Origin of the sequence: Paeniglutamicibacter sp., from assembly GCF_046714615.1 — a bacterium.
Classification (GTDB): Bacteria; Actinomycetota; Actinomycetes; order Actinomycetales; family Micrococcaceae; genus Paeniglutamicibacter.
Map to the genome: position 1 here is coordinate 26,532 of NZ_JBKKAP010000118.1, position 26,671 is coordinate 53,202.

At 63.8% G+C, this 26,671-nt stretch carries 23 protein-coding genes and 1 pseudogene; 18 read left to right on the top strand and 6 right to left on the bottom strand.

What is annotated here, in order from left to right; all coding sequences use genetic code 11:
* The first annotated feature begins 28 nt into the window (after window positions 1–28).
* From ACLQ7E_RS14145 to ACLQ7E_RS14160, 4 genes are all read left to right on the top strand, one after another.
* Window positions 29–1,549 (top strand): sugar ABC transporter ATP-binding protein, encoded by a 1,521-nt coding sequence (locus ACLQ7E_RS14145; RefSeq protein ID WP_411733217.1) that lies wholly within the window; start codon window positions 29–31, stop codon window positions 1,547–1,549.
* A complete protein-coding gene (locus ACLQ7E_RS14150; RefSeq protein ID WP_411733218.1) occupies window positions 1,546–2,565 on the top strand; it encodes an ABC transporter permease in 1,020 nt (339 codons plus the stop codon). Before ACLQ7E_RS14145 ends, ACLQ7E_RS14150 begins: the two co-directional genes overlap by 4 nt.
* Complete coding sequence (locus ACLQ7E_RS14155) at window positions 2,562–3,644, top strand: ABC transporter permease (RefSeq protein ID WP_411733219.1); 1,083 nt, start codon at window positions 2,562–2,564, stop codon at window positions 3,642–3,644. The genes ACLQ7E_RS14150 and ACLQ7E_RS14155 overlap by 4 nt, the downstream gene beginning before the upstream one ends.
* A 177-nt stretch (window positions 3,645–3,821) precedes the next feature.
* The gene (locus tag ACLQ7E_RS14160; protein ID WP_411733220.1) at window positions 3,822–4,787 is read left to right on the top strand and encodes a carbohydrate kinase family protein; all 966 of its coding nucleotides are present in this window, start codon (window positions 3,822–3,824) and stop codon (window positions 4,785–4,787) included.
* Between the two features lie 401 nt (window positions 4,788–5,188).
* On the opposite strand, the gene ACLQ7E_RS14165 is transcribed toward ACLQ7E_RS14160, so the two are convergent.
* On the bottom strand, window positions 5,189–5,419 hold the full coding sequence (locus ACLQ7E_RS14165; protein ID WP_411733240.1) for a helix-turn-helix domain-containing protein: 231 nt from the start codon (window positions 5,417–5,419) through the stop codon (window positions 5,189–5,191).
* A 117-nt stretch (window positions 5,420–5,536) separates the two neighbouring features.
* Between ACLQ7E_RS14165 and ACLQ7E_RS14170 the strand changes: the two genes are divergently transcribed.
* Window positions 5,537–5,890 (top strand): hypothetical protein, encoded by a 354-nt coding sequence (locus tag ACLQ7E_RS14170; protein ID WP_411733221.1) that lies wholly within the window; start codon window positions 5,537–5,539, stop codon window positions 5,888–5,890.
* 107 nt (window positions 5,891–5,997) lie between these two features.
* Window positions 5,998–6,618, top strand: coding sequence for an AAA family ATPase (locus tag ACLQ7E_RS14175; RefSeq protein ID WP_411733241.1), 621 nt, complete (start codon window positions 5,998–6,000; stop codon window positions 6,616–6,618).
* Window positions 6,619–6,682: 64 nt separating this feature from the next.
* On the opposite strand, the pseudogene ACLQ7E_RS14180 reads toward ACLQ7E_RS14175, so the two are convergent.
* The 5 genes and pseudogenes from ACLQ7E_RS14180 to sdhC form a co-directional block, all read right to left on the bottom strand.
* Window positions 6,683–7,888: pseudogene (locus ACLQ7E_RS14180) on the bottom strand (ISAzo13 family transposase); the annotation flags it as partial.
* Window positions 7,889–8,252: 364 nt separating this feature from the next.
* Window positions 8,253–9,035 (bottom strand): succinate dehydrogenase iron-sulfur subunit, encoded by a 783-nt coding sequence (locus ACLQ7E_RS14185; protein ID WP_411733222.1) that lies wholly within the window; start codon window positions 9,033–9,035, stop codon window positions 8,253–8,255.
* Window positions 9,035–10,822: a succinate dehydrogenase flavoprotein subunit gene (sdhA, locus tag ACLQ7E_RS14190; protein WP_411733223.1), complete on the bottom strand. Its 1,788-nt coding sequence runs from the start codon at window positions 10,820–10,822 to the stop codon at window positions 9,035–9,037. The genes ACLQ7E_RS14185 and sdhA overlap by 1 nt, the downstream gene beginning before the upstream one ends.
* 58 nt (window positions 10,823–10,880) lie before the next feature.
* A complete protein-coding gene (locus tag ACLQ7E_RS14195) occupies window positions 10,881–11,327 on the bottom strand; it encodes a succinate dehydrogenase hydrophobic membrane anchor subunit (RefSeq protein WP_411733224.1) in 447 nt (148 codons plus the stop codon).
* 3 nt (window positions 11,328–11,330) lie between these two features.
* The gene (gene sdhC / locus ACLQ7E_RS14200) at window positions 11,331–11,726 is read right to left on the bottom strand and encodes a succinate dehydrogenase, cytochrome b556 subunit (RefSeq protein ID WP_411733225.1); all 396 of its coding nucleotides are present in this window, start codon (window positions 11,724–11,726) and stop codon (window positions 11,331–11,333) included.
* 251 nt (window positions 11,727–11,977) lie between these two features.
* Here sdhC and ACLQ7E_RS14205 point away from each other — a divergent pair, with 251 nt between their 5' ends.
* The 12 genes from ACLQ7E_RS14205 to eno all read left to right on the top strand — a co-directional run bounded on the left by ACLQ7E_RS14205 (window position 11,978) and on the right by eno (window position 26,552).
* Entirely contained in the window at window positions 11,978–13,090 is a 1,113-nt protein-coding gene (locus ACLQ7E_RS14205) for a mannose-1-phosphate guanylyltransferase (protein WP_411733226.1), read from the top strand.
* 234 nt (window positions 13,091–13,324) lie between these two features.
* A complete protein-coding gene (locus tag ACLQ7E_RS14210) occupies window positions 13,325–14,488 on the top strand; it encodes an amidohydrolase (protein ID WP_411733242.1) in 1,164 nt (387 codons plus the stop codon).
* A 275-nt stretch (window positions 14,489–14,763) separates the two neighbouring features.
* Window positions 14,764–15,858, top strand: coding sequence for a BMP family lipoprotein (locus ACLQ7E_RS14215; RefSeq protein WP_411733227.1), 1,095 nt, complete (start codon window positions 14,764–14,766; stop codon window positions 15,856–15,858).
* Window positions 15,859–16,062: 204 nt separating this feature from the next.
* A complete protein-coding gene (locus tag ACLQ7E_RS14220) occupies window positions 16,063–17,619 on the top strand; it encodes an ABC transporter ATP-binding protein (RefSeq protein WP_411733228.1) in 1,557 nt (518 codons plus the stop codon).
* 50 nt (window positions 17,620–17,669) lie between these two features.
* Window positions 17,670–18,878: an ABC transporter permease gene (locus ACLQ7E_RS14225; protein ID WP_411733243.1), complete on the top strand. Its 1,209-nt coding sequence runs from the start codon at window positions 17,670–17,672 to the stop codon at window positions 18,876–18,878.
* On the top strand, window positions 18,875–20,158 hold the full coding sequence (locus ACLQ7E_RS14230; protein ID WP_411733229.1) for an ABC transporter permease: 1,284 nt from the start codon (window positions 18,875–18,877) through the stop codon (window positions 20,156–20,158). The genes ACLQ7E_RS14225 and ACLQ7E_RS14230 overlap by 4 nt, the downstream gene beginning before the upstream one ends.
* Before the next feature lie 9 nt (window positions 20,159–20,167).
* Window positions 20,168–20,584, top strand: a complete 417-nt coding sequence (locus ACLQ7E_RS14235; RefSeq protein WP_411733230.1) for a cytidine deaminase — start codon at window positions 20,168–20,170, stop codon at window positions 20,582–20,584.
* Window positions 20,585–20,631: 47 nt separating this feature from the next.
* The gene (locus ACLQ7E_RS14240; protein ID WP_411733231.1) at window positions 20,632–21,945 is read left to right on the top strand and encodes a thymidine phosphorylase; all 1,314 of its coding nucleotides are present in this window, start codon (window positions 20,632–20,634) and stop codon (window positions 21,943–21,945) included.
* 200 nt (window positions 21,946–22,145) lie between these two features.
* Window positions 22,146–22,868 (top strand): DedA family protein, encoded by a 723-nt coding sequence (locus ACLQ7E_RS14245; protein WP_411733232.1) that lies wholly within the window; start codon window positions 22,146–22,148, stop codon window positions 22,866–22,868.
* Between the two features lie 99 nt (window positions 22,869–22,967).
* Window positions 22,968–24,161, top strand: coding sequence for an adenosine deaminase (locus ACLQ7E_RS14250; protein WP_411733244.1), 1,194 nt, complete (start codon window positions 22,968–22,970; stop codon window positions 24,159–24,161).
* Window positions 24,162–24,450: 289 nt separating this feature from the next.
* The gene (locus ACLQ7E_RS14255; protein ID WP_411733233.1) at window positions 24,451–25,158 is read left to right on the top strand and encodes a MazG nucleotide pyrophosphohydrolase domain-containing protein; all 708 of its coding nucleotides are present in this window, start codon (window positions 24,451–24,453) and stop codon (window positions 25,156–25,158) included.
* 113 nt (window positions 25,159–25,271) lie between these two features.
* On the top strand, window positions 25,272–26,552 hold the full coding sequence (eno, locus tag ACLQ7E_RS14260; RefSeq protein WP_411733234.1) for a phosphopyruvate hydratase: 1,281 nt from the start codon (window positions 25,272–25,274) through the stop codon (window positions 26,550–26,552).
* Window positions 26,553–26,671 lie beyond the last annotated feature (119 nt).

The following is a 26,671-nucleotide window of genomic DNA, read 5'->3' on the forward strand; positions in this document are numbered from 1 at the left end:
ACTATCTCCCGACCAAGGACGGCACCAAGTGAGCGAACACAAGACAATGCCCCGGATCGCCATGCGAGGCATCTCCAAGAATTACGGAGGCGTGCGCGCTATCCGCCATGCGGACCTCACCGTCCAGCCAGGTTCCGTTCATGCCTTGGTCGGCGAAAACGGCGCCGGCAAGTCAACCCTTATCAAGATCCTCGCCGGTGCGGAACAGCCCGATACCGGCACCATTGAATTCGACGGCAAGTCTGTCACCGTCAACTCGACGTCGGACGCCATCGCACTCGGCGTGCAAACCGTTTACCAGGAACCGCAGCTCTTCCCGGACCTGAGCATCACGGAGAATATCTTTGTTGGCCGGGAAATCAAGCGGGGACCCCGTGTCGACTGGGCCGCGCAGGCAGCCCAGATCCAGGAACTGCTGGACATGATCGGGCTTCCGCACAAACTGGCAACGGCCCCGGTGGGAGACCTCTCCATTGCACAGCAACAGCAGGTGTCCATCGCCAAAGCGGTTGCCGGGGACGCCAGCATCCTGATTTTGGATGAGCCCTCCGCCATTCTCACCGACGCAGAGATCCAGGTCTTGTTCTCGATCGTGCGGAGGCTGACCGCCGGCGGTGTGGCAGTCATCTATATTTCGCACCGGCTCGACGAGCTCTTCGAAATCGCCGACACCGTTACGGTCATGCGGGACGGGCAAACCCTGGACACCTATGCAATTGAGGAGCTCAGCGTGACAAGGATCGCCGAGCTCATGGTTGGGGGAATCACCACGGAGGAGAAGGAACTGCGGACCTTCGACGGCATCGATCCGACCCTTGAGCTGCGCAACGTCAACGTCGGTGAGACGCTCAATGACATCAACCTACAAATCCGTCCCGGAGAGATCGTGGGCCTCTATGGCCTGCTCGGATCCGGCGTCGCCGAGATCGCCGAAACGGTCTACGGAATGAAGCACCCCTCCAGCGGACAAATGATCTATCGGGGAAAACCCATGGTCAACAAGGGGCCGGCAGACGCCAGACGACGGGGCATTACCCTCGTGCCGGCCAACCGCTCGGCCCAGGGCGTTTTTTCGTTCCTGAGCATTGGCTTCAACATCTCCATCGGAGACCTCGCAAAACTTAGCCCGCTTAAGGGCTGGGTGAACACGCGCCGCGAACGCCACATCGTCTTGGACCTGATCAAGCGGCTCGGCGTGAAGACCCCCAACGAAAACCAGCCCATCAGTGCCATGTCCGGGGGCAATGCCCAGAAGGTCGTCATTGCCCGGCAGCTGCTCTCCACTCCGAAGCTGCTTATTCTCGCCGAACCAACCCAAGGCGTGGATGTCGGTGCCAAGGAAGAGATCCATCGCCTGATCGGCCAATTGGCTGCCTCCGGCACCGCGGTGCTTGTCGTCACCACCGATCTGTCCGAGGTCCTGCGCATCTCCGACAGCGTGTTGGTCGTCAGGGAAGGCAATATTGTCGCTGAGTTCGGCGCGGAAGCGACCCAAGTCGACATTCTCGCAGCCGCTTCGGGGGCAGCAGACATTAGGAAAGTATCATGAGCACCAAGCTAGAATCATCGGGCACGGCAACTGCCGCAAGTCCCTCCGTCAAGCAATTCCTGCCCCGTCCGGTGACCGGACAAGAAATCGTCCTGATAGGCATCATCGCCGTTTTGTGGGTGGCGCTGGGCCTCTTTACCCCGGCGTTCCTCACTTCAGGTTCGATTCTTCCGTTGCTGGTGGCTGTCGCACCCATCGCCTTGATGGGCGTCGGAATGACTTTTGTCATCATCACCGCGGGGATTGACGTATCGGTCGGGGCAATGGTCATGGTCTCGGCCGTTGTCACGGCCCAGGCCATGGTGGCAACAGGCATTCCGCTGATCCCTGCCGTCCTGCTCTCCGTAGCCGTGGGTTCCTTGTTGGGCTTGCTCAACGGCTGGCTGGTTTCATACGGCAAGATTCACGCAATCATCATCACCTTTGGAACGGCGAATCTCTTCCAGTTCGTGGGACTACGTTTCTTTGGTTCCTCGACGGTCAACGGTGTGCCCGGCACATTCGACATCTTCGGTCGTGGCGAAGCCGGCAGGACGTTGGGTATTCCGCATAGCTTCGCCATCACCCTCGTAGTCGTCGCCGTGGCTTGGTGGTACCTGCGCCATGCAGCCAGCGGAAGGCACCTGCTTGCCATTGGCGGCAATGCCAACGCGGCACGACTGGCCGGAATCAAGGTCCAGCCACTGGTCCTGAAGACCTACGTGATCACCGGCGCACTCGTCGGCCTTGCCGCCTGCTTCATCATCGCGCAGGGCACCTCAACACTTGACCAATCCGTAGGGGTCGGACGTGAACTGGCGGTCATCGCTGCCGTCGTCATCGGCGGCACGTCCATTCTGGGCGGTAGGGGATCGGTCCTGGGCACCTTGCTGGGCGCGATCCTCGTCCAGACGGTTACCTCGGGTGTCACCCAACTAGGTTGGCCATCCCAACTCTCGGACCTTTTCGTCGGAGTGGCCATCATCGCAGCAGTCGGAACCGACATCATCCGCGAACGTTCCCGGAGGAAATCATGAGCACAACCCTGAACAAGACCGAGACCACGAATCGGCCCCACGAGGGCCTGGTCTACAGGGCGGTGAAAGTCGTGATGACACAGCGTATCGCACTGCTTGTCGTCCTGATCGTTGTGGTGGTGGCCTTCATGACGTCGATGAACAGCGCCGGGGCCCTGAGTGGATCTTACGATGCGGACTATCTCGCGGCCGCACTGATCAGTGCCGTGCCGCTGGCCATGCTGGGGCTCGCCGAACTCGTGGTGATCCTCTCCGGGCGCGGAGGAATCGACCTTTCAGTCGGGGCCATTGTGTCGCTGACCGGCGTCGTGTTCGGCTACACCTACGGAATCCTGGACCTGGGATTGCTGGCCGCCATGCTCATCACGGCAGCCGCCGGAGCGCTCTGCGGGGCCCTGAATGGGTTCCTGGTCGCCTACATGGGATTCCCGCCCCTGATTGCGACGCTGGCGACGTTCTACGCCTTTAAGTCCCTGGCGCTGATCAGCAGCGGACAAAAGCCCATCAGCACGGTCCAGATCCAGGAATTCTTCTCGGCAGCGCAGTCCGTGGAAATCCCTGTCATTGGACATAATCTGCCCAACGTCCCGCTGGGCATCTTCACCTTCCTGATCCCTACTGCAGCGTTGGTCTGGGTCTTGATGAACCGGACCACCTTTGGTCGTCGGCTGTTCGCCCTCGGCACCAACGACGTAGCAGCAACCTGGGCCGGCGTGAATGTCCGTTCCAACAGGATGACCGCCTACGTGATTTCCGGATTGATCTCCGGCTTGGTCGGCATCGTCACGGTGGCCCAGTTTGCTTCCGCGCGTCCCGATGCCGGAGTCTCCGGCAATGGAATGGCCCTGCCCGCTATCACTATCGCGGTGCTCGGTGGAGTTGCAATCACCGGTGGCATCGGCAGGGTTTCCGGCATCTTGTTGGCCGCGCTCCTCGTGGTGTGGCTCAATGCCGGCATCCTCTTGGCGTTCTCCGGCAACGAAGGATCGCAATTCCAGCTCTTGGCGCTCGGACTGCTGCTGATCGGGGCCTCGCTGATGAACCGACTGACGAGCAAGAAGTTTGGCGTTCTCCACTAATCCGCCTTGATTGCCTGCAGCCGTCCGTGATCCTTGCGGACGGACTGACTTCTCGGCAAAAAAACCATCGTGTCCCTCCCCGTTCTCAGCGGATCCAGTCGATCGATCCTTCCCGCCTGAAACAAGTCAGCACCGAATCCAAGCCGGCGCACCGCACATCCAATGAAAGTATCTCCAATGAACACACCTGTTGCCTTCCCCGGATCTCCTGACGTGATTGTTGTAGGCGAAGCTCTCATCGATATGGTCGTCTCCACAGGCGGTGTAACCGAGCACCCCGGGGGCTCGCCGGCCAATGTGGCATACGGGCTCGCTCGATTGGGCATTGACACCGGTTTTCTAACCGCTCTCGGCCGGGACGACCGTGGAGACGCGATACGTGCTCACCTTAATGGCGCCGGCGTTGAGACGGTTTCCGAATCCCGGAGCATCGATGCCACCTCCACCGCGAAGGCAACGCTGGGGAGGGACGGATCGGCAAGCTACTCGTTTGACGTGACCTGGCCGCTTGCCCCGGTGACACTCACCCATCAGCCCAAGGTGCTGCACACCGGTTCGATCGCCAGCTTCCTGGCTCCGGGGGCAGCCAGCGTCAGGGGCCTGATCGAGGACTGCAAAGCCGCCGCCACCATCACCTACGATCCAAACATCCGTCCCGAGCTACTTGGCAGCCATCAAGAAGCCTTGGCCATCTTCGAGGATCTCGTACCACTGACGGATGTCGTAAAACTCAGCGATGAAGATGCCGACTGGCTTTATCCCCGTCAAGCGATCGAAACAACGACGCGGCACCTCCTGGGCCTAGGCACCAAGCTCGTTGTGGTTACGCAGGGAGCCGGGGGCTCCCTGCTGAAAACGCCCGAATACCAAATCAGCGTTCCCGGCGTGCCATCCGTTGTCGCGGACACCATCGGGGCCGGCGACTCGTACATGGCCGCGTTCATCCTGGGCCTCTTGACGAAGGACATCTATGGCTGGACGCCAGACGTCCTGGAAAATGTGGGCAGGATGGCCTCGGCTGCTGCCGCGATCACTGTACGCCGACCCGGAGCGAACCCGCCCTCCGGCAATGAACTGCGTGACTTCCTGGCCTCTCCAACCATGGCCGCAATCTCCGACGGAAAGAACCGCCACACGTTGTAGATGGAAGAACCGTCTGCCGATTTGGTAAGTCAAGTCAACAGCGACGACGAAAGCCAGCTTGTCATGCGGTGCCCGGCAGCCCAGCGCGTCCAGGTAGGCCGATATTTGGAGTTATGCATCGGTCATTGCAAACGTCATTGAATTCCCGCCTCGAAGCCCCGACATCCACAGGGTGCGCGACCATGGAGCGGCTTTCAGCGCCCACGGTGAGAACCGGAACAGGAACGCCTTCGACCTCGGAGTGCTGGGGCGTATGCGTGCCATCGCTATTGATGGCGGGGGGCAAGGCCCTGGGACTGGCGATGTGAGTCATTCATTTGAGTCCGTCCGATCACCGTGATTGGGCAGGAAAATATCTCTCTCGCAATGTCCGCGGGTCGGACTAAGGGCTCGCCGGTTATTTAGCGGGTGTGTCGTGTGGCTTTTGCTGACGAGTGGCGGTGTTCTTTCGTCGCAGGATGGCGGCATTGCCGCCCGTAAGCGGAACCCTTGCCGGGCGGTTTGCAACATCGGCGTACTGACAAGTCCCGTTCGGCGATCGTGGCCCGGTGCACCCCGATCCTGCGGGCGATCTGCGCCTTGCTGGTGCCCTGCTCGTAAAGTATCTGAATCTCGATCCGGTCATCAATCATCAGATGTCGGTAATCTGCGGTCAAAGGAAGCGCAACCCCTCTCGGTGTGATCTCAATATCCACAACTTACGAGGTGTTGCGCTTCCGTCTAGAACTCGGGGCGCCTATAATCGCGGCATGAAAACTGGACTGGAAAAGGCCGGCTGGATCGTGCTGATCGTGCTCAACACTGGGATGCTGCTCAATCACGTGGTCGCGATCTTTTTGGTGGCCACCTCAGCAGATGAGGGCCGGATGTTCATCGCCTACGCGGTCGTCAACGCGTTCGCCCTGCTGGTGCTGTTCTTCGCTTACCGCGCCAGACAGCGCTGGGCGTGGGCCTCGATCTGGCTCGTGGTGCTGGCGACCGCGGTCACGATTGCCTACGGCATCGACACAATCGGGCTGATCTACGTCGCGGTGGCCGGCGTGATGGCGCTCGCCCAGTTGGCGACGGCACGCGAGTTCTTCGGAGCGGTGCGGGGTATCTAATCGACCGCAAACCGGACGTCCAGCGGGCGCTCCCGTGTCGTCGCGGCTTTCATCGCGTACGGCACGCTTGGGTGCCGCGTTTGCCCCGCCCGACATTTAGCCCGGTGATGGGGCGGCATGCGCAACAACCGTCATGTCTCGAAATCGTTCGTATTTGCTACATCGATCCTGCCCTGTCCGCCGTCGCCATCTGTCGAGTGACTTCGGGGGCGGTGAGATCAGATTTCGTCTCGGAGCACCTCCGCGGTCACGGACAGACCGTCGACCACTCCGGCCGAATACCGTGGAGACCCTTCGTCGAACTCGTGATCATCGACGAGTCAGAACGCTTGAGCGCGAATTGCCTCGAACTGATGCGAGACCGATACGACCGCACCAATGTCGCGTTCATCCTCATCGGCATGCCGGGGATAGAGAAACAGTTCAGCCATTACCCCCAGCTGTACAGCTGGCTCGGCTTCGCCCACGAATACCGCACTCTCGGCCACGACGAACTGCAATTCGTCCTCACTCGTCAGTGGAAGAAGCTTGGCAAAACGCTCGATCTTGACGATTTCACCGACGCCCAAGCTTTCGCTGCCGTCGAGCGCATCACTCGCGGCAACTTCAGGCTCCTTGAACGTCTCTTTCCTCAAATCGAACGCGTCCTCAAGATCAATGACCTCGACGTCATCACCAACGACGTCATCGAAGCCGCCCGCAGCACACTCGTTATCGGAACGGCCTGACCCCACCTTTTAGCGTCAACGAGACACCGCCATCAAACCCCAAGGCCACAGGTGTGTCGCGTTTTTTGAGCGTGTAGTTCCATTCGGGGTGCCATTCGTGCCTGGTGAGAGTGCCGGTGGCTTCCAGTGAGGCCATTTCCGCATCGAGTATCTTCACGCCGGTGGGATACTCGCTGGTGCCCAGTTTCGCCTGGACGGTGAGGCCTGTTGTGGTGGTGGTCGCGGCGATGGAATTGACGATGACTTCGTGGCTGGTCAGGGGCCGGCCGAGCCAGTTCATGGAGATGTGGGAGAAGAGCCTGTGCTCGATTTTGTTCCATTTGCTGGTGCCCGGGGGCAGGTGGCAGACGGTGATGTCCAGGCCGGTTTCGGCGGCCAGGGCGGCGAGTTCGGTCTTCCAGAGCCGGGTCCGGTAGCCGTTGGATCCGCCGCCGTCGGCGGTGATCAGCAGGCGGCTGGCGCACGGGTGGGTGGTGTTCCCGGTGGTGTTCCACCAGGAGCGGATGGTGTTCACGGCGAAGGCCGCGGTGTCGTGGTCGGTGCCCACCGAGACCCATCCGGTGTTGGTGCCCACGTCGTAGACGCCGTAGGGGTTGGCCTTGCCTTTTTCCTTGTCGATGAAGTCGTGGACCTTGACCTGTTCCGGGTCGCCGGCGGGCCGCCATTCGGCGCCCTTGTTCTTGTAGTCCCCGACCAGTTCCTTTTTCTTGGTGTCCACGGAAATGACGGGTTGGTTGTCCTCAAGGTGGTCGGCGGCCCGGGCGTTGAGGTAGGCGAATTGCGCATCCCGGTCCGGTTGCTGCCCGCCCTCAAGGGTCTTGGCGTTTGACTGCAGGCTGAAGCCGTTGTCGGTGAGCAGTTTCGCTACGGTGTCCGAGGCCGTCGGGTGTCCCTGTTCGGTCAGTTCGGTGGCGAGCTTCGCGGTGGACAGGGTGGTCCAGGACAAGGGGGATTCCGGGTCGCCGCGGCGGGTGGGTTCCACCAGGGCGAGCAGTGCCGGGACCAGTCCGGGGTCCTTCTCGATGAGGGTCTTGCGGCCGGCGCCGGCACGGCGGATACGGCCCAGGGGCTCTTCGCCGGCTTCCAGTTCGGCCACGCCCAGCTGGATGCGGGAACGGCCTGCACCCGAGGCCCTGGCGACTGCGGCAATGCCGCCGTGGCCCAGCGAGCGGGCTTCGGCGGCCAGCAGTAGTCGCCTGGCCCGCTCATCGAGGTGCGGCAGGATCGAGGCGAACTTCGCGCGCAGCGACTCAACGGTTTCAGCGGAAATGGCCCTACACCATCATCCCACGCCAAAAGCATGATTGACACGCTTATTTATCGGCAAGCCCTAGGGACGGATTTGACCTATGTCGCAGGGATGCTGGCCGCTCGTTCAGGACACTGCCCTGCCTACGCGAGGCACCCCTGCGTCCGGTTTGGGTTGCGAACTCGATGACTTCGTCGTTGGTCGAGGATTTCTGGTGGGATTATGTGCTCGCTGGCAGCGGCGGGAGGTCGGACGAGTTCGATCATGAATCAGCGGCCGAACACAGAATAGTGGCCCGGCTTCAGCGAACTCAGATGCCGATTAACGCAGTGTGGTCCGGCTTCCCCCAAGGGAAAACCGGACCACACCAGGGTCTAGCTGGAAACTAGATGGAGCGAGCCAGGATGGCCTGCTTGACCTCGGCGATTGCCTGGGTCACCTGGATGCCACGCGGGCATGCTTCGGTGCAGTTGAAGGTCGTGCGGCAGCGCCACACGCCTTCCTTGTCATTCAGGATCTCCAAACGCATGTCGCCTGCATCGTCGCGCGAGTCGAAGATGAAGCGGTGTGCGTTGACGATCGCCGCCGGGCCGAAGTACTGGCCGTCGGTCCAGAACACCGGGCAGGAAGAGGTGCACGCGGCGCAGAGGATGCACTTGGTGGTGTCCTCGAACTTGGCGTGGTCCTCTGCCGACTGGTAGCGCTCCGCCGAGGGCTCGTGGCCCTTGTTGATGAGGAACGGCATGACCTCGCGGAAGGACTGGAAGAACGGTTCCATGTCGACGATCAGGTCCTTTTCAAGGGGCAGGCCCTTGATGGCTTCAACGGTGATCGGCTTGGAGTGGTCCAGGTCCTTGAGCAGGGTCTTGCAGGCCAGGCGGTTGCGGCCGTTGATGCGCATGGCATCGGAGCCGCAGACGCCGTGGGCGCAGGAGCGGCGGAAGGACAGCGAACCGTCGTGATCCCACTTGACCTTGTGCAGGGCGTCCAGCACACGGTCGGTGCCGTACATGGTCAGCTCAAAGTCTTCCCAGTACGCGTCTGCGGTGGTCTCCGGCAGGTACCGGCGGACGCGCAAGGTGATGTTGAACTGCGGGATTTCTCCGCCGCCGCCAACACCTGGCTTCAGCTCAATCTTCGATGCTGGTTCCGGAAGTTCCGTGCTCATTAGTACTTACGCTCCATCGGCTGGTAACGGGTGAAGATAACGGGCTTGGTTTCCATGCGGATACCGGAGATGCCCTCGGTGGTGGCCGCTGCGTCGCGGTACGACATCGAGTGCTTCATGAAGTTCTCGTCGTCGCGGTTCGGGAAGTCCTCGCGGTAGTGACCGCCGCGGGATTCCTTGCGGTGCATTGCGGCTGCGGTCATGACCTCGGCCATGTCCAGCAGGAAGCCAAGCTCGATGGCCTCAAGCAGGTCAAGGTTGAAGCGCTTGCCCTTGTCCTGGACCGACACGTTCTTGTAGCGCCCGCGCAGTTCCTCAATGACCACCAGTGCACGATCCAGCGAGTCCTTGTCGCGGAACACCTGGACGTTGGCATCCATGATGTCCTGCAGTTCCTTGCGCAGTACTGCAACGCGCTCGGTTCCGGTGGAGTTGATCATGGCATCGATCTGGTCCGTGGTGAACTTCTCCGGATCCTCGGGAAGTTCAACGAACTCGGCACCCAGTGCGTACTTGGCGGCCGAGATGCCGGCGCGCTTTCCGAACACGTTGATGTCCAGCAGCGAGTTGGTGCCCAGGCGGTTGGAGCCGTGAACCGAAACGCAGGCAACCTCGCCGGCGGCGTAGAGGCCCGGGATGACGGTGTCGTTGTCCTGGAGGACCTCGGCGTCGATGTTGGTCGGGATGCCGCCCATGACGTAGTGCGCGGTCGGGAAGACCGGCACCGGCTCGGTGTACGGCTCGACACCCAGGTAGGTGCGGGCGAACTCGGTGATGTCCGGGAGCTTGGCATCGATGTGAGCCGGCTCCAAGTGGGTCAGGTCGAGCAGGACGTAGTCCTTGTTCGGGCCACAGCCGCGGCCCTCGCGCACCTCGTTGGCCATCGACCGGGCGACGATGTCACGCGGTGCGAGGTCCTTGATGGTCGGGGCGTAGCGCTCCATGAAGCGCTCGCCTTCCGAGTTACGCAGGATGGCACCTTCGCCACGTGCTGCCTCGGAGAGCAGGATGCCCAGGCCGGCCAGGCCGGTCGGGTGGAACTGCACGAATTCCATGTCTTCCAGCGGGATGCCCTTGCGGAAGGCAATGCCCATGCCGTCACCGGTGAGGGTGTGGGCGTTGGAGGTGGTCTTGAAGACCTTGCCGGCGCCGCCGGTTGCGAAGATGACGGACTTGGCCTGGAAAACGTGAAGTTCGCCGGTGGCCAGGTCGTAGGAAACGACGCCGGCAACGCGCTTCTGCTTGTAGGCGGTGCCGTCCTCGCGGAAGGCATCCTCCTCAACCATGAGCATGTCCAGGACGTAGTACTCGTTGTAGAACTCAACGTTGTGCTTGACGCAGTTTTGGTACAGCGTCTGCAGGATCATGTGACCGGTGCGGTCCGCTGCGTAGCACGCGCGGCGTACGGCGGCTTTGCCGTGGTCGCGGGTGTGGCCGCCGAAGCGGCGCTGGTCGATCTTGCCCTCGGGGGTTCGGTTGAACGGGAGACCCATTTTTTCCAGGTCGAGCACCGCGTCGATGGCTTCCTTCGCCATGATCTCGGCCGCGTCCTGGTCAACCAGGTAGTCCCCGCCCTTGACGGTGTCAAAGGTGTGCCATTCCCAGTTGTCTTCTTCTACGTTGGCCAAGGCCGCACACATGCCACCCTGCGCCGCACCGGTGTGCGAGCGGGTTGGGTAAAGCTTGGTGAGAACGGCCGTACGTGCGCGCTGGCCGGATTCAATGGCCGCGCGCATGCCTGCGCCGCCTGCTCCGACGATCACGACGTCGTACTTGTGTACCTGCATACCTGATGCTCTCTTTTCTTGAATTCTCTGCTTCAGCGAACGAACGGGGAGCCGAAGATTACTGGCAAGCCGGGATGGAGTTACCGGCGATGCAAGGATCGAAGGTGAAGATCACCAGGGTGCCCAGGACGACGATGACAATGGTCGCGACGTAGAGGATGCCCTTGAGCCACACGCGGGTGGCAGGCTTCTCGGCGTAGTCATTGATGATGGTGCGCACGCCGTTGGTGCCGTGCAGCATTGCCAGCCAGAGCATGGCCAGGTCCCAGAACTGCCAGACCGGGTCGGCCCACTTGCCGGCCACGAAGCCGAAGTCGATGCCGGAGATGCCGTCGCCGACCATGAGGTTGGCAAAAAGGTGCCCGAAGATCAGGACGACCAGGGCGACGCCGGAGAGACGCATGAAGAGCCATGCGACCATTTCGAAGCTGCCGCGCGACTTGCGTGCCCGGTTGTACTTCGGATCGATGCGTTGGCTGCGGGGTGCAGCGATATCTGCCGACATGGGTTAGTGACCTCCAAAGGCGATGGACAGGTGGCGGATGGAGAATGCCACCATGGTGATGACCCACAGGGCCAAAACGCCCCAGAGCATCTGGCGGTGGTACTTGGTTCCCGACTTCCAGAAGTCGACCAGGATCAGGCGCAAGCCGTTGAACGCGTGGAAGACGATGGCGGCGACCAGAGCGGTTTCGCCCAGTGCCATCAGCGGGTTCTTGTAGGTGGACATGACGGCGTCATAGGCTCCGGGGGAGACCCGGACCAGCGACGTATCGAGCACGTGTACCAAAAGGAATAAGAATATAACGACACCTGTTACGCGGTGCCCCACCCAAGACCACATGCCTTCATGGCCGCGGTAGAGGGTGCCTGACGAAGTCTTCGACACTGAATTAACCTCCATGACTCGCAAGGGCGCATGTGTATTTTCCACACAATAAATTGACGCCTTGGTGCGAGCGTTCCTTGCCCGATCTTAGACCACCATGGGCGGGGGTGCCCATTCTTTCGGCTACCCGTGTGAGGAGGCTCACCGGATGGCAGGGTGGATCGTCTAAACATCCAGGAAATACGCGAAATACATTAGATTCCAATGCCCTATTTCATTGGCGGCCAACACCGCATTCCTAGGCTTCATCCACTAGCCTTAGTCGGATGAACGCTGAACTCTTGGCACGATTCCACGGGGTCATCCCTGCCGGTGGTGTCGGCACCCGACTGTGGCCGCTCTCGCGCGCCGCTGCCCCGAAATTCCTCCACGACCTGACCGGCTCCGGATCGACCCTGATCCGCGCCACCTACGAGCGGCTGATACCGCTGGCGGGTGAAAACATCATGGTGGTCACCGGCCGTGCGCACCGCACCGCGGTGCTGGCGCAATTGCCCGAGATCGACGACATGAACCTGGTCCTTGAGCCGGACCCGAAGGACTCCGCGGCCGCCATCGGCCTGGCCGCGGCGATCCTCTATCTTCGCAACCCCGGGACCATCATGGGTTCCTTCGCCGCCGACCAGGTCATTGTCCCGGTCGAGGTCTTCCAGGAAGCCGTGCGCGAGGCCATCCACACCGCTGCCACTGGCAAGATCGTCACCATCGGCATCCGTCCCACCCTTCCGTCCACCGGCTTCGGCTACATCCGGGCCGGGGAGCGGATGGACATCTCCGGCGCGCCCACGGCGCGCGACGTGGTGGAGTTCGTGGAAAAGCCCGACGAGGACACGGCCCGCCGCTACCTGGCCGACGGAGGCTACCTGTGGAACGCCGGCATGTTCGTCGCACCGGTGTCCCTGATGCTCCAGCACCTGGCGCGCAGCCAACCGGAATTGCACGCCGGCTTGATGGAAATCGCGGCCGCCTGGGAAACCGGCGACCGAGTGGCGACCATGGACCGCATCTGGCCGACGCTGCCCAAGATCGCCATTGACTATGCCGTGGCCGAGCCTGCCGCCGCGGCAGGGGACGTCGCGGTGATCCCCGGGGTGTTCAACTGGGACGACGTGGGGGACTTCGCTGCCATTGGCCGGCTGAACCCGGCCAGCGAGAAGACCGGCGTCACCGTGGTCGGCGCCAACCCACGCGTGTATTCGGACAATGCCACCGGCGTGGTGGTCACCGACTCCAAGCGCGTGATTGCCCTGATCGGCATCCACGACGTGGTCGTTGTCGACACGCCGGATGCGCTGCTGGTCACCACCAAGGAACATGCCCAGTCCGTGAAGGACACCGTGGAGAAGCTCAAGGCAGAGGGCGCCGTAGACGTCCTGTAGGTTCGCGGGCCGGTGGTTGCCGGCCCCCTTCGATGCCCCGTCGGCAGCGCTGGTCCAGCGCTTGCCGCGGGGCATTTTTCATCGGTGGGAGCCGGCGCGCATTAAGGGGGTGGAAGCGAGCGGGGCAACAATTCGAAGCAGACTGCGCAAGCGCAGGTCCCAGCGCGTATTGTCGGTACGGTGCGAACGAGTGTGAATGAAGACCTGAAACTGCCTTCCGTCAAGCCCTGGGTAATGCCCCTGGTTGGCGATCTGGTGGAATTCCGCCGCGAGGTCCATGCAAATCCGGAGCTTTCGTTCGCGGAATACCAGACGACCGAACGCATCCTCACCCGGCTGCGCGACGTGGGCCTGGCCCCCGTCGCCCTGGAGGATACCGGCGCCTATGTGGACATCGGCTCCGGGCCCATCGCCCTGGGCCTGCGCGCCGACATCGACGCGCTGCCGATCCTGGAGGAGACGGGCCTGGACTACGCCTCGGTGGTGGACGGGGTTGCACACTCCTGCGGACACGACATCCACACCACCGTGATGCTCGGGGTCGCCAAGGTGCTCAAGGCCATCGACGACGAGGCGCCCCTGGGCGCGCGGATCCGCGTGATCTTCCAGCCGGCCGAGGAAAAGATGCCCGGCGGGGCACTGGCCGTCATCGCAGCCGGCGTCCTGGACGAGGTCCCGCGCATCCTGGCCCTGCACTGCGAGCCACGCATCGACGCCGGCAAGATCGGCACGCGCATCGGCGCGATCACCAGTGCGTCCGACACCATCAAGATCGAGCTCACCGGCCGGGGCGGGCACACCTCCCGCCCGCACCTGACCGAGGACCTGGTCTTCGCCATGAGCCAGATCGCGATCAACGTGCCGGCGGTGCTCAGCCGGCGCATCGACGTGCGCAGCGCCGTCTCGGTGGTCTGGGGCCAGATCCACGCCGGCAGCGCGCCCAACGCCATTCCCGCCACCGGCTACCTGGCCGGCACCATGCGCTGCCTGGACGGCGAGGCCTGGGAAGGTGCCGGGGACCTGCTGGACGAGGTGGTGCGCCAGGTGGCCAGCCCCTACGGCGTCGAAGTCAAGCTCGAACACATCCGCGGCGTGCCCCCGGTGATCAACACGGAGGAGGAAACCGACCTCATCGAGGATTCGGCGCGCGCCGAGATCGGTTCTGCAGCCATCGTGCTCACCCCGCAATCCATGGGCGGGGAGGATTTTGCCTGGATGACCAGCAAGGTGCCTGGCGCCATGATGCGCCTGGGTACGCGCACCCCCGGCGGGGAGGACTATGACCTGCACCGCGGGGACTACATCCCCGACGAATCGGCCATCGAGGTGGGCGTGACGGTCATGGCCGCGGCGGCCATCCGGGCAATTGCCCAGCTGAAATCGGCTACCGAAGAGTAACCCTGATTCGTAGAGTTATCCGGTTGTAACATTCTCCTCATCACGTCAAGCGTTTTACAGGTTAGGCTATGTGGTTGTGAAGCCGTTCTTTCCGAACGTGCCTTGGACCACAATTGTGGGCAGGGCGCAGTTGCAGGGAGGCCCCGGATTCATGCCGGCACCAGAGGTGGCCGGCGGCAGTGCACCACCGATCGTGGGCATGGATTCCGGCCAGGCAACTCCTGGGAGTCCGGGCCACGATACTTGTAGCTCGTAACTATATGGAGGAAATCCCTATGCGCACCATCAAGCGCAAGACCGGTATGGCTGCTGCCGTGCTCGGCATTTCTGCACTCGTTCTGACCGCCTGCGGCGCGGCACCCGAAGAGGGCGGCGGCGACACGAACGCGGCCTCCGACTACCTCGGTTGCATCGTCTCCGACTCCGGCGGATTTGACGACCAATCCTTCAACGAATCCTCCTTCCGCGGCCTGACCCAGGCCGGCAAGGACCTCGGATTCACCCCCAAGAGCGCCGAGTCCAAGGCCAACTCCGACTTCGCCACCAACCTCAACGGCATGATGGCAGCGGACTGCAACCTGACCCTCACCATCGGATTCCTGCTGGGCGACGCCACCAAGGCCGCCGCCGAGGCGAACCCGGACAAGCACTTCGCGATCATCGACTTCAACTACGACAAGCCGATCGCGAACGTCAAGCCGATCGTCTACGACACTGCCCAGGCCGCCTACCTCGCCGGCTACACGGCCGCGGCCCAGTCCAAGACCGGAACCGTTGCCACCTTCGGCGGCATCAAGATCCCGACCGTGACCATCTTCATGGACGGCTTCGCCGACGGCGTCGACAAGTTCAACGCCGACAAGAAGAAGAACGTGAAGCTGCTGGGCTGGGACAAGGCCAAGCAGGACGGCACCTTCACCGGCGACTTCGAGAAGCAGGACAAGGGCAAGCAGGTCACCAACAACTTCCTTGACCAGGGCGCGGACGTCATCATGCCCGTTGCAGGTCCGGTCGGCAAGGGCGCAGGCGCGGCCGTCAAGGCAGCCAACGCGGCCGGCAAGTCCGCCTCACTGGTGTGGGTCGACTCCGACGGGTTCCTGACGGCACCGGACTACAAGGACGTCATGCTGACCTCGGTCATCAAGACCATGGACACCGCAGTCGAAGAGGTCGTCACCGCGGACAAGGCAGGAACATTCGACAACACCGCCTACGTCGGCACCCTGGAAAACACCGGTGTCGCCCTGGCACCGTTCCACGACTTCGACTCGAAGGTCTCCGCCGAGACCAAGGCAGAGCTCGAGGCCCTGAAGGCCGGCATCATCGACGGTTCGATCAAGGTCGAATCGCCGGCCAGCCCCAAGTCCTAGCACCCGCACACCGGCGGGTTCCAGGCACTGAAACCACACGGCGCGCTGCCGGCACCATGAATTCCCCACGAAACGTGGGAGTCAGATGGGGCTGGCGGTGCGCCGTTGGCCTGCATAGTCTAGGAACCAGCTGGCACTGGCAATGCGGCGGGAGGCCCCACGGGGGCCGCCCACCGGTATCTGACAACCAAGAATGGTGGTGTCGTGAAACTCGAACTCCAAGGAATCTCAAAGGCGTTTGGATCGTTCTACGCCAATGAGGACATCGACCTCGTCGTCGAAGAGGGGCAGATCCACTGCCTCCTCGGTGAAAACGGTGCCGGCAAGTCAACGCTGATGAATGTGCTCTATGGGCTCTACGAGCCGACGGCCGGACGCATCCTCGTGGACGGCAAGCCGGTGGCCTTCCGCGGCCCGGGCGATGCCATGGCCGCCGGCATCGGGATGGTGCACCAGCACTTCATGCTGGTCCCCGTCTTCACGGTGGCCGAAAACGTCGCCCTGGGCGCCGAGGCCACCAAGGCCGGAGGCTTCCTTGACCTGGAGGTCACCCGGAAGAAGATCCGGGAAATTTCCGACAAGTACGGTTTCGACGTCGACCCCGACGCCTTGGTCGAGGACCTGCCGGTGGGCGTGCAGCAGCGCGTGGAAATCATCAAGGCCCTGGTGCGCAACGCCGAGGTGCTGATCCTCGACGAGCCCACCGCCGTGCTGACCCCGCAGGAAACCGACGAGCTGCTGGACATCATGCGCCAGCTCAAGGCCAACGGCACCTCCATCGTGTTTATTTCGCACAAGCTGCGCGAGGTCAAGGCCGTCTCCGACGTCATCACGGTGATCCGCCGCGGCCGCGTCGTGGGGGATGCCCCGCCCGATGCCGAGACCACCGCACTGGCCTCCATGATGGTGGGCCGCGAGGTCAAGCTGACCATGGACAAGGAGCCCGCCACCCCCGGCGAGGCCACCTTCAAGGTCAAGAACCTCACCGTCACCTCCGCCACCGGCCAACGCGTGGTGGACGATTTGAGCTTCGAGATCCGGCGCGGCGAGATCCTGGCCATTGCCGGGGTCCAGGGCAACGGGCAAACCGAACTCACCGAGGCGATCCTTGGCATCCAGGACCGGGTCGCTGGGTCGATCACCCTGGAGGGCAAGGAACTGCTGGGCCGCAGCGTCAAGCAGATCCTGGGCTCGGGCATCGGCTTCGTGCCCGAGGACCGCACCGTCGACGGACTGGTCTCGGACTTCACCATTGCCGAAAACCTCGTCCTTGACCTCTACGACAAGGCACCCTTCGCCAAGGGCATTTCCATGCGCCCGGCAGAGGTCGCGAAGAACGCCGCATCCCGCGTCGCCGAATTCGACGTGCGCACCCCCTCGGCAGAGAACCTGGCCTCCTCCCTCTCGGGCGGCAACCAGCAAAAGGTCGTCATGGCCCGCGAGCTCTCCCGCCCGCTGCGCCTGTTCATCGCCTCCCAGCCCACCCGCGGCGTCGACGTGGGCTCCATCGAATTCCTGCACCGCCGCATCCTTGCCGAACGCGACGGCGGCACCCCGGTGATGATCGTGTCCACCGAGCTCGACGAGGTGCTCCAGCTTGCCGACCGCATCGCCGTGCTCTACAAGGGACGGCTCATCGGCATCGTGGATGCCGACACCCCGCGCGATGTCCTGGGCCTGATGATGGCAGGCGTCTCACCGACTGAAGCCGAAAACGCCCACCAGGACACCCCCGACGACACAGAAGGAGACTTCGCGTGAGCCAGAGCGAACTATCCCCGGGCAGCCCGCCACCGACCCACGCCAACACCATCGACGAAAAACAGCACGGCATCTGGGTGAGGATCACCCAGGGCCCCGGGCTCGTCTCGGTCTTGGCCGTCATCGTGGCACTGGTGCTCGGCGGCCTGCTGATCGCCGCCACGGATCCAAAGGTCTCCACGACCGCCGGCTACCTCTTCTCCCGCCCCTCCGACTTCTTCGGAGCGCTGTGGGCCGCCGGGACCGACTCCTACGTCTCGCTCTTCCAGGGTTCGATCTACAACTCCCGCCAGGGATTTGCGCCGTTCCTGGAAACCCTCACGGTTTCCACGCCGCTGATCTGCGCGGGCCTGGGCGTTGCCCTGGCCTTCCGCGCCGGGCTTTTCAACATCGGTGCCCAGGGCCAGATCATCATCGGCGCCACGATGGCCTCCTATGCCGGTTTCGCCTGGCATCTGCCCTTCGGCCTGCACCTGCTGCTGGTGATCCTCATGGGAGTCATCGGCGGGGCAGTCTGGGGCGGGCTGGTCGGTTTGCTCAAGGCACGGACCGGAGCCCACGAAGTGATCCTCACGATCATGTTCAACTACGTGGCCCTGTACTTCCTTGACTTCCTGCTCAACACCAAGGCCTTCCAGCGGCCGGGGGAGACCAACCCGATTTCCCCGATCCTGGATCCCAGCGCGGTCTTCCCGGCATTGCCCGGTTCCCGCCTGCACCTGGGTTTTGTCATGGCCATCGCCCTGACCATCCTGGTCGCCTGGATCCTGAAGCGCTCCACCATCGGCTTCGAGTTCCGTGCCGTGGGCGCCAACGCCGCGGCCGCCCGCACCGCGGGGGTCAACGTGGCCCGCTCCACCATCCTGGTCATGGCCCTCGCCGGCGCCCTGGCCGGGGCCGCGGGCGTCGCCCAGGTGGCGGGCACCGAAAAGGTGCTCACCGCCGGCATCGCCGCATCCCTGGGCTTTGACGCGATCACCGTGGCGCTGCTGGGCCGCTCCACCCCGTGGGGCACCTTCTTTGCCGGCCTGCTCTTCGGCGCCTTCCGCGCCGGCGCGGTGACCATGCAGATCTCCACCGGCACCCCCATCGACATCGTCCTGGTGGTCCAGTCGCTGATCGTGCTCTTCATCGCCGCGCCACCCCTGGTCCGCGCCATGTTCGGGCTGAACCGCAAGTCGAAGAACCAGCCACCGACGAAACCCAAGCACGCGGCGCCAGCGTCCGCTGCACCTGCCAGCCAAGGAGGTGGCGCATGAGCGCGCCGGCCCCAACCCTGTCCACCAAGGCCCTGGTGCATGCGCCGGTGGCCTGGAAGACCCCCATCATGCTCTCGGTCATCGGACTGCTCTCGCTGGTGTTCTTCGGCTTCGGCGGCTCCGCACAGACCGCCACCTTCGGCATCTCCACCGGCGGCGACGTCTTCACCCTGCCGAACCTGGTGGTCCCGGGCATTGCCACGGGAATCGTGCTGGGCCTGGGAATGTGCGTGCTGGCCGGATACTCGATCTACCTGGCGCGCGAGCACCGCCCGACCCCGGGCTGGGTGCCCATGGTCTTTGCCGCACTTTTCATCTTCGCGTTCCTGGTCTGGGTCGTCTCCGGCGCCCGGACCCCGCAGATCTCGCTGGCCGGGTTGATTGCCGGTTCGGTGACCCTGGCCGTGCCGCTGGTCTTCGGTTCGCTTTCCGGGGTGCTGTGCGAGCGTGCAGGCGTGGTCAACATCGCCATCGAGGGCCAGCTGCTCGGCGGTGCCTTCAGCGCCGCGATCATCGCCTCGGTGACCGGCAGCCCGATGCTGGGCTTGCTTGCCGCCGCGGTGGCCGGCGCGCTGGTCTCCGTGGTGCTGGCCATCTTCTCCATCAAGTACGTGGTCAACCAGATCATCGTCGGCGTGGTGCTCAACGTGCTGGTCTCGGGCATCACCGGGTTCCTGTTCACCACCGTGATGCAGTCGGACCCGGAGCTCTACAACTCCCCGGGCCGCCTGAGCGTCATCGAGATCCCGCTGCTCTCGGCCATCCCGATCATCGGCCCGATCCTCTTCCGCCAGTCCATCGTGGGCTACCTGATGTACATCGCCGTGGCAGCCGTGTGGATCGGGCTCTTCAAGACCCGCTGGGGGCTGCGCGTGCGCGCCGTGGGCGAGCACCCCAAGGCTGCAGACACCCTGGGCATCAAGGTCAACACCACCCGCTTCGTCAACGTGGTCCTCGGCGGGGCGATCGCCGGCATCGGCGGCTCGTTCTTCACCCTGGTCGCCATCGACTCCTTCACCAAGGAAATCTCCGGCGGGCGCGGCTTCATCGCCCTGGCCGCCGTGATCTTCGGGCGCTGGAACCCGATCGGCGCGTTCTTCGCCGCGCTGCTCTTCGGCTTTGCCGACAACCTGCAGTCGATCCTCACCATCATCGGCACCCCGGTGCCCAGCCAGTTCATGGCGATGCTGCCCTACGTGGTCACCGTCTTTGCCGTGGCAGGCCTGGTCGGCAAGTCCAGGGCACCCGCCGCTGACGGCGAACCCTACGTGAAGGGCTAGGGGCAATCCATGGATGATTCGCCCCTGGCCCTGCCGAACGTGGGCGAGGCCCAATGGGAGGCCCTTCGCCTGGCCGCCGTTGCGGCCATGGAAAGGGCCTACGCGCCGTACTCGAAGTTCAAGGTCGGTGCCGCGGCGCTGACCGAAGACGGGCGCATGGTCTCGGGCTGCAACGTCGAAAACGCCGCCTACGGGGTCACGCTGTGCGCCGAATGCAACATGGTCGGCGAGCTCTTTGCCACCGGCGGGGGCAAGCTGCACGCCTTCTACTGCGTGGATGCCAGCGGCACCTCGCTGATGCCCTGCGGGCGCTGCCGGCAACTGCTCTTCGAACACCGCGGGGAGCACCTGCAGCTGATGACCCCGCGCGGCATCCAAACCATGGACCAGGTGCTGCCGGACGCGTTCGGGCAGCACAACCTCTAGGCCGCAGTCCCGCACCAGCGGGCAGGCGTCCGGATCAAGGAAGATTGATGAGCACCGAGAACTTTGACGCCGTCGACATCATCCGCACCAAGCGCGACCGCGGCGCCCTGAGCGGCGAGCAGATCGACTGGACCATCGACGCCTACACCCGCGGGGTGATCGCCGAGGAACAAATGTCGGCGCTGAACATGGCGATCCTGCTCAACGGCATGAACCGGGCGGAGATCTCCCGCTGGACCACCGCCATGATCAACTCGGGGCAGCGCATGGACTTCTCCACGCTGCGCACCCCCTCCGGGCTGGTGATGGCCACCACCGACAAGCACTCCACCGGCGGGGTGGGGGACAAAATCACCCTGCCGCTGGCCCCGCTGGTCGCCGTCTTTGGCGTTGCAGTCCCGCAGCTCTCGGGCCGCGGACTGGGGCACACCGGCGGCACGCTGGACAAGCTCGAGGCCATCTCCGGCTGGCGCGCCGAACTGACCCACGACGAAATGATGCGCCAGCTCTCCGAGGTCGGCGCGGTGATCTGCGCCGCCGGGGCGTCACTGGCCCCGGCGGACAAGAAGCTCTACGCGCTGCGCGATGTCACCGGCACCGTCGAATCGATCCCGCTGATCGCCTCCTCGATCATGAGCAAGAAGATCGCCGAGGGCACCGGGGCACTGGTGCTGGATGTGAAGGTCGGCTCCGGCGCCTTCATGAAGAACCTCGCCGACGCCCGCGAACTGGCGCGCACCATGGTGAACCTGGGCACCGACGCCGGAGTGCACACCGTGGCGCTGCTAACCAACATGGACACCCCGCTGGGGCTGACCGCCGGCAATGCCATCGAGGTTGAAGAATCCATCGAGGTACTCGCCGGCGGGGGACCGGTCGACGTGGTGGAGCTGACCATCGCGCTGGCCACCGAAATGCTTGCAGGGGCCGGAATCCGCGACGTGGATGTCGCCGCTGCGCTGAAGGACGGCCGTGCCATGGACAAGTGGCGTGCCATGATCGCGGCGCAGGGCGGGGACAACGACGCACCGTTGCCGGTGGCCAAGGAATCGGAAACCCTCTACGCGCAGGCCGACGGGGTCCTCACCTCCCTCGACGCCATGGACGTGGGCGTTGCCGCCTGGCGCCTGGGCGCCGGACGCGCCCGCCGCCAAGACCCGGTGCAGGCCGGGGCCGGAGTGCGCCTGCATGCCAAGCCCGGCGACGTGGTGCGCCGCGGTGCGCCGCTGGCCACCATGCTCACCGACACCCCCGAACGCTTCGAGCGGGCACGCGGGCTGCTGGAAGGCGCGGCAACCATCGCCCCGGCCGGCAGCCGGCCGGACATGGAGCTGGTCATCGACAGGATCACGGCTTCCTGAGGTTTCCCCCGCCCCGGACGCATGGGAGACACGTGGTCCGAAAGGACGAGGCACGGCACGCATGATTCAACCTGCGGAATGATACACAGGCTGGCGGAAATGCGGGAGAATAAGAGCCAAGTGGCTCTTGGACTTACCTTCATGCCGCGCCTTGGGGTTTCCATCGGTGCGCACCAAAGCAATGGAAAGCCGGTTTCTTAGTGGACCTGATCAATGAGGCCATCGTGCACGCTGCCAACGCGTGGTGGATCCTGCCGATCGTTTGCCTCTTTTGCTTCATCGACGGATTTCTTCCCATCCTGCCCTCGGAGACGCTACTTGTCGCCCTCGGGGTCGTTGCCGCAGGCACCGGGATCCCCAACGTCTATCTGCTGATCCTTGCCGGTGCCATTGGGGCGATCACCGGGGACCAGATGGCCTACATGCTGGGCCGGCGCATCGGCACCGAGCGCTTCGGCTGGATGAGGCGCCCGCGCATACAGAAACTCTTTGCCTTCGCCCGCCGCGAGCTCAACATGCGCGGGGCCATGCTGATCTTCACAGCCCGCTACGTGCCCATCGGCCGCGTGGTGGTGAACCTCAGCTCGGGGGCCACCGGCTTCTCGCACAGGCGCTTCACCGTGCTGGATGTCGCCGGGTGCCTGACCTGGTCCAGCTACTCGGTGGCCATCGGGGTGGTGGCTGGTGCCTGGTTCCACGACAACCAGCTGCTGGGGATCGTCCTCTCGGTCGCGTTGGCCATCCTTATGGGCTACCTGATCGACAAGCTCTCCCACGCCATCCTGGTGCGGACCGGGCGCCGAGTCCTGGAACGCGAAAACCGCCTCTCCAATGGACGGGCAAGCGACGTGCAATCGCCCCGCCCGGTGCGCGTTCCCGGCCAGGACCCGGAGCCCGAGCCAATGGCGTCGGAAGGCAACTAGAACACCGTGGAAGCGTTGGGTGAACATTTGCCCCAACACCACCTGCACCCACTGTTGGAACCCCGCGCGCACCGCTAGGCTGGGCGGGTGACTGACGAGATGATCCACATTGCATATGACCCTTCCTTCGACTTCCGGGCCCTGCCCAAGGTATCGCTGCACGACCACCTCGACGGCGGATTGCGCCCGCAAACCATCATCGAGCTGGCGGCAGAGGCCGGCCACGAGCTTCCCTCCACCAACGCCGAGGAACTCGGTGCCTGGTTCCGGGCCTCGGCCGACTCCGGTTCGCTGGAGCGCTACCTGGAAACCTTTGACCACACCATCGCCGTGATGCAGACCAAGGACGCGCTCAAGCGCGTGGCCAGCGAATTCGTTGAGGACCTCGTCGCCGACGGCGTGGTCTACGGCGAGGTGCGCTGGGCTCCCGAGCAGCACCAGCGCGAGGGCCTGTCCCTGGATGACGCCGTCGAGGCAGTGCAGGCGGGAATCGAGGAAGCCAGCGAGAGGCTGACCGAGGCCGGCACCCCGATCCAGGTTGGCCAGCTGCTCACCGCCATGCGGCACGCCGACCGCGGAGTCGAGATCGCCGAACTCGCGCTGCGCCACCGCTCTCGCGGTGTCGTTGGCTTCGACATTGCCGGGGCCGAGGAGGGCTTCCCGCCCTCGCGGATGAAGAAGGCCTTTGACCTCTTGGCCGAGAACTTCTTCCCCACCACTGTGCATGCAGGGGAGGCAGCGGGCCTTGAGTCCATCCGCGATGCGTTGATCACCGGTCGCGCCCAGCGCCTGGGCCACGGCGTGCGCATCGCAGAGGACATCGAGATCCAGTACGGCGGCGTGGACGACGACGGCGACGAGGTCGGCGAGGACACCGGCCTGGTCAACCTCGGCCCGGTGGCCAACTGGGTCCGCGACCGCGGCATCGCCCTGGAAATCTGCCCGTCCTCCAACCTGCAGACCGGTGCCACCGCCGCCTTCGGCGAGGGCATCGAGTCCCACCCGGTGGACCTGCTGATCCAGACCGGCTTCAACGTCACCATCTCCCCGGACAACCGGCTGATGAGCGGCACCACCCTGTCGGACGAGTTCGAACTGCTCGTCGAGGCCTTCGACTACGATCTCGAGGACCTGATGGACCTCACCTTGAACGCCGCCGAGGCAGCCTTCCTTCCCCTGGAAGAGCGCGAAGCCCTGGTCGACTTCATCAACGAGGCCTACGACGCGCTCAACGACGAAGACGACGACGATGACCTCGAGTTCGAGGACATCGACGACGAGGACGAAGACTAAGGGATATCCCCAAGCAGGGGCCGGCTGCAACCGGTCCCTGCCACCGACCGCCGGTGCATCGACGCTCGTCTTGGAGCGTGGGTGCATCGGCCTTGGTGCTTAAGGCCCCCGAGGCCATCTGCGGCTTACCCGCCCATGTGACCAACACCAAATACCGCCGCGGAAAGCCAAGGTCCGGGCTTCGGATATCGTTGGATGCGGGCAACGCCGCCCACGGGATTTCCACGCACCGCGCCTCCGCGGGCGAACGCCGTACGGGAACCTTCGCCGCACCAGGGGAGAAGCATCAGTGAGTGAGCAGGTCGACCGCCTCGTTGAAATCATTTCCCAACTGCGCGAGCACTGTGCCTGGACCGCGGCGCTGACCCACGAGTCCCTGGTCCAGTACCTGCTCGAGGAATCCTACGAACTCACCGAGGCCATCGAGACCCACGCACCGGATACGGAACTGGAAGCCGAGCTCGGCGACATCCTGCTTCAGGTCGTCCTCCATGCGGCCATTGGGTCCGAACGCAGGTCCTTCGACCTGGAATCGATCGCCGCTTACCTGGGCGCCAAGATGATTCGCCGCAACACCCACGTTTTCCATGCCGACGGCAGCCTCAAGAACAGCTTCCCCGACTCCATTGCCGAGATCATCGAGTCCTGGGACCGTGCCAAGCGCGCCGAAAAAACGCAAAACGAATCGGCCGCCGCTGGCCTGCCCTCCAACCTGCCGGCCCTGCTGTACGCCCAGACATTTCTCTCCCGCACCGCCCGCCACGCAGCGATCACCGAAACCCGGGACGAACCCGGCGCCGCGGAGGAACGGGACATCAAGGATTCTGTCCGCTGGGGGGAACCGCTGCAAGGCGGCATCCCGGAAAGCGAACAGGAATTGGGCGAGCACCTGCTCGCCCTGTGCGCCATGGCCCAGGCCCAGGGGCTCGACGCCGAACGGGCCCTGCGCAACGTCGTGCAACAACGCATCGCGCAGGCCACGGCGGGCAACGAATGAAACAACTTAGTGAACTGGGTCTCGCCCAAGCTAGGCTAGGGGCAGGCAACGGCGCCTGCATCATGCAGTTCACGTTTGACTAACATCCACACCCCTTGAAGGAGTACCTTCCCATGGCATTGATTGAAGCCATTCACGCCCGCGAAATCCTCGATTCGCGCGGCAACCCAACCGTTGAGGTTGAGGTCCTGTTGTCCGACGGCTCGATGGGTCGTGCAGCAGTTCCGTCCGGTGCATCCACCGGTGCCTTTGAGGCTGCAGAGCGCCGCGACGAGGATCCCAAGCGCTACCAGGGCAAGGGTGTCCTCGGTGCCGTCGGCGCAGTCATCGACGACATCGGCGAAGTCATCGAGGGAATGGACGCCACCGACCAGCGCGCCATCGACCTCACGATGCTGGACTTGGACGGCACGTCGAACAAGTCCAAGCTGGGCGCCAACGCCATCTTGGGCGTTTCGCTCGCCGTGGCCAACGCCGCGGCCGAGTCCGCGAACCTGCCGCTATACAAGTACCTGGGCGGCCCGAACGCCCACGTGCTGCCGGTTCCGCTGATGAACATCCTCAACGGCGGCTCGCACGCCGACTCCGATGTCGACATCCAGGAATTCATGATCGCCCCGATCGGCGCCTCGACCTTCTCCGAGGGCCTGCGCTGGGGTGTTGAGGTCTACCACAACCTCAAGTCCGTGCTCAAGGAAAAGGGCCTGTCCACCGGCCTGGGCGACGAGGGCGGCTTCGCACCGAACCTGCCGTCCAACCGTGCAGCACTGGAACTGATCACCGAGGCCATCATCCGCGCCGGCTATACCCCGGGTTCGGACATTGCCATGGCCCTGGACGTTGCCTCCTCCGAGTTCTTCGAAAACGGAACCTACCAGTTCGAAGGCAAGTCGATCACCGCCCAGGAAATGAGCGACTACTACGCTCAGCTGGTCGCCGACTTCCCGCTGGTGTCCATCGAGGACCCGCTGGACGAGGATGACTGGGAAGGCTGGAAGACCCTCACCGACGCCATCGGTGACAAGGTCCAGCTGGTGGGCGACGATTTGTTCGTCACCAACCCGGAGCGCCTGGCCCGCGGCATCGAGTCCGGTACCGCCAACTCGTTGCTGGTGAAGGTCAACCAGATCGGTACGCTGACCGAGACCTTGGACGCAGTGTCCATGGCCCAGCGCGCCGGCTACACCACGATCACCTCGCACCGCTCGGGCGAGACCGAAGACACCACGATCGCCGACATCTGCGTTGCCACCAACGCAGGTCAGATCAAGACCGGTGCCCCGGCCCGCTCCGAGCGCGTGGCCAAGTACAACCAGCTGTTGCGCATCGAGGAAGAACTCGGCGATGCAGCGGTTTACGCCGGTGCCGGTGCTTTCCCGCGTTTCGGTGCATAGTAAGGCGTAATTACACGTAGGCTCGTGGGGGAACTATTCTTGGTTCCCCCACGAGTTTTTGTGTTAACCCCCGAAAGCTCGCTACCACGATCCATCCGGGGCCATGTGAAAAGGGCCCG